The 3,660-nt window shown below is 56.7% G+C and carries 2 protein-coding genes and 1 pseudogene; 2 read left to right on the plus strand and 1 reads right to left on the minus strand.

Going from position 1 to position 3,660, the window contains the following annotated elements; all coding sequences use genetic code 11:
* Nucleotides 1-93: 93 nt before the first annotated feature.
* Nucleotides 94-510, minus strand: a complete 417-nt coding sequence (locus tag AC2YI2_RS34830; RefSeq protein WP_487391093.1) for a hypothetical protein — start codon at nucleotides 508-510, stop codon at nucleotides 94-96.
* Between the two features lie 1,056 nt (nucleotides 511-1,566).
* On the opposite strand from AC2YI2_RS34830, the pseudogene AC2YI2_RS34835 reads away from it, so the two are divergent.
* Together AC2YI2_RS34835 and AC2YI2_RS34840 are read left to right on the plus strand one after the other, a co-directional pair.
* Nucleotides 1,567-2,160: pseudogene (locus tag AC2YI2_RS34835) on the plus strand (DUF6161 domain-containing protein).
* A 626-nt stretch (nucleotides 2,161-2,786) separates the two neighbouring features.
* On the plus strand, nucleotides 2,787-2,918 hold the full coding sequence (locus tag AC2YI2_RS34840; RefSeq protein WP_487391094.1) for a hypothetical protein: 132 nt from the start codon (nucleotides 2,787-2,789) through the stop codon (nucleotides 2,916-2,918).
* The last annotated feature ends 742 nt before the right edge of the window (nucleotides 2,919-3,660 follow it).

Raw genomic sequence — 3,660 nt, forward strand, 5'->3', positions numbered from 1 at the left:
ATCGCCATTTTCGATGTGCAGTGGACCGGTAACACCCCAGCGGATCCCGCTGCTAACTCGGATCGGGCGCTTGCCTCTCCATGGGTGCCCGGTTCACTCTGCCATCATCTGGCGGCTCGTACTGCCGCGACCAATGCCGCCTGGGGTTGCTTGGATGGCTCGCGCACTTCGGAGAAGATAGTCAGACCTAAGCTCCACGAAGTTGCGATGTCCGCCGTGAAAACGAACGAGCGCCGCCTCCGGCAACTGCGCAAGCTCGGTATCGTTGTTCACTGACAACGCCGCCAGGTGCCAAGCCATTTTTGTCGTCATACGTGTCGATGCATATGGAAGCTCGCGACTGAACCGCGCAAGCCAGAATTTCCCCAGATCTAATCTGTTCATCTGTTCCACCCTATTTAACAAACACGAACTCAAGCTCACGTCGTATACGGGTGTTAAATTGATATTATTCGGTTGGCACATCCCCATTTGGGTGGCATGATCGTGTTTTTTTTCGAACTGCTTCAATATCGGAACAATCTCGCGTTGTTTGACTGTGTTGATTGGACGGGCGGTCCGCGCATAGACAGTAGGACGCCGTCGGATCGCGACCCGCGCCACATGGGCCACGGCGCGAGAAGCGGCACCTCGTCATCAACTGGACCGCCGGCGGGCGCACCCCTGGCGCGTCATGCAACTACCCCGTCGGCCAGGCGCGCCTTGGCAAATGTCGTCGCGGCTCTGCGGCGGGCTCTTCATGATTGACCTCGGCCACGTTAACGAGACCTGATGATGTTTCCAAAAATCGCGGTGCGGGCGTTGGAATGCCGCGTTTCCGTGGGTTAGGTCTAACGGTCACGACGATGCAAGAGGACGAAATGCTGGTCAAGATCTGTTTCGGCACCACAATCGCTGTCACGGTCGTTTGGTGGACCGTTCTTGGCTGGTAAGCGTGGCGCTTGGTTAGCCTCGCCGTCTAGTGCTACATCGTCAGCACTAGGCGGTGCGCGAGGTACGCGGCTACTGTGGAAAAGGTGATGAGTGACAGCGCGCGCACGCTCAGACGTGCAATAGTGTCTGCTCGACGACCTTCTTGGTGAAAGGCCCTGCAGTGCCACGCAAGAACGACGCCACGCCATTTGCGAATATCGAGTGCCCACAACAGTGCGTTTCTCCTAAACCCGTGACGAAGACTGAAGCGCTCGGGTGGATAAACTCCGAAATGCGGCTACTCGACGCTATCGGTTTACCCAAAGAGTTTCCGCTTTGGAATGAACGCGCCCGTGTGAAAGAAGCTATCAGCGGACATCGTGGTCTCCTCGATAACGTTCGGACTCGGTCGACAAGGACAAGGCAGGGCAATTCGAGCAATTAATGACCTTGGCCGCTCGTATGGATGTCGTCCTGATGCGGGGCGTCATAGGATCAAGCATTTCAGAGCTTGCCGCCGGCGGGCAGCCGCTTGCGGCAGCACACCTTTACATCGCTATGTCGTGGGAATTCGGTGACTCTAGGCCACTGAGTCAAACGCTCAAATCGCTGATTGTTCCGCTCCTCGAACTGAAAACGGTAGCCAATGCTAAGATGAGTGACGACGCATTGGGTGCGAGCCGATCAGAGCTTGGGGAGACGAGCGCGACCCGTGAATATTTCGAAGGCTATCTGGCCGAGCGCAAGGTCGAGCTTGATAACCTTCACCGCATTTACATCGAGAAATTGCAACTCGAGGCCCCGGCGAAGTATTGGGAGGCGGTGGCCACATCATCACAGCGGCGAGTAATAGCGGCATTCTTGGTTTTCGTAGGCGCAATCGGTGCAATGGCGCTGGCCGCCTGATGCGCCTGGTCGGGCATCAGGACACTCATCGAAAGCATTGTCAAGCATTCCACATCTGGCTTCTCCTTAACCGGTACCGTAGTCGTCTCGGTACCCGTCCTCGTCGCAGGGTGGATCTTGAAACACATATCAAGATATTTCGTGCAGCAGCTTTCGGCAGCTTCGGATGCGGCACATAGGCGAGTCTTGGTCATGACCTACCTTGGGCTCGCGCGACAGGGCGGGACCGGCATCGATCAGAACGAGCGCGCCATCATCTTGAATGCCTTGTTCCGGCCGAGTCCCGATCAGCCGCTTAATGAAGGCCCCCCTGCGGGGTTGCTTGAGTTGATGAAGAAGTAGCAGTGTTCGACCCGTGGTCTTCGAAATTGGTGGCTCTACATCCCGGCCAATTCCAGTGTCTCTAGCTCAGCATCATCGAGCATCCGCCGCACCCCCGCGTCCTCCTCCTCAGCCCGCGCGCCACTCCCAGACCGCCCCCAAGCTACCCAATCTCTGTATGCCTGCAGCGACTCGTCAATGAAGTCCTGCCAGTGGCGTTCGGGTATATCCACCGACCTCTCGCCGCTGCGGAGAATTGGCGGCAACGCAGACAGGGTGCCGCGCTGGCGCCGGAGGATCACACAATCGCGAATGAGCCATGAATCTATGATGGCGTCATAATTCGCCTGCACCCTGCCGAATGTGCAGGGGTCTCATGTTTTTGATTTCAATCATTGTCTATTTCTTTCTAAGCAGACGCCTTGAATTCCAGCGCGTCTAGCTCGGCCGGAATAGCCAGCTAGACATGGATTCGCGTTCCTGCCTCTGCTTGATGGTCAGGGCGTCGCGCCCGTATCGTCGTTCGTGCGGCTGGTGGTGCTCCGGTCACCGGAGCACCCGCATCCCCGTTACCGCCGATTAACTATGATGGGGGACAATGGCGTCGGCCGGGCTCGATCGCCGCCGTAGGAAGATAGGAGACCTGCATGCATTCAGCACTCGGCGGCATGCTCACCATTGCTGCCTTCCTAGCGTGCAGCACCTTTTTCGGCGCGAACGTCGTGGCCTTTCAAGCGCATAAAACCTTGAGGGCGCCTTTGGAAATTTCAGGTCGCTAGACGCACGACTACGCTGTTCAACAAGTCCGAACATGCGACACCACTTTCCTTTACCTCGGTTTAACCCGACGGCCCACAGTCTCGCGAGTGGAGTCTATCTCCACAACCCCACATATCTAACCGGTCGGCACCGTTACGCGTTCCGACCGGTTCTGTTTTTCTCGTGCGTCGCCGAAACCGCGTTGTTCACAGCCGCACCGAGCTTCCAAGCAGCGCTGCTCGCAGCAGCCACCCGGTTCCAAGCGCGTTCAGAGTCGGTTCAGCCTTACCGTCATATCTTTTTTCCACAGTGTTCCCAACGACACAGCCCTCAGGCACACGTTGAGGTATTGTCACACCATCGGCGACGTCAGTTGCCGGTCGTGCCGACCATGGAGCGGCCCAGAGCCCCGTCCGCAGCCAATGCGGGCGGGGTTTCGTTGTTACAAATCATTCTCTCGGGCATGCCAACTGCCACAATTGTGATTTGATTATGTCAGAAATTTCTCTCAAATCTTGTCGCGTGGCAGCCACGTTAAGCGCGACCTCCGCACTGCATGGCTGCAAAGTGTGAACCGGGCGCTTCTCCATGGGCGTCCGGTTCTCCTTTTTGTGGCAATTGGAAGTTCTTAGGACTAGGCTCAGGCCCTATTGATTAACGCGCTTTTCATTTTCGCGTGTTTTTGATTCACTGATGGCAGGAAGAACTGCCATGAGTGATTTGTTTTTGCTGACGCCGTCGCAATTTGGTCGGATCAGACCG

The sequence above is a fragment of the Rhizobium sp. SRI_017 genome (genome assembly GCF_057586295.1).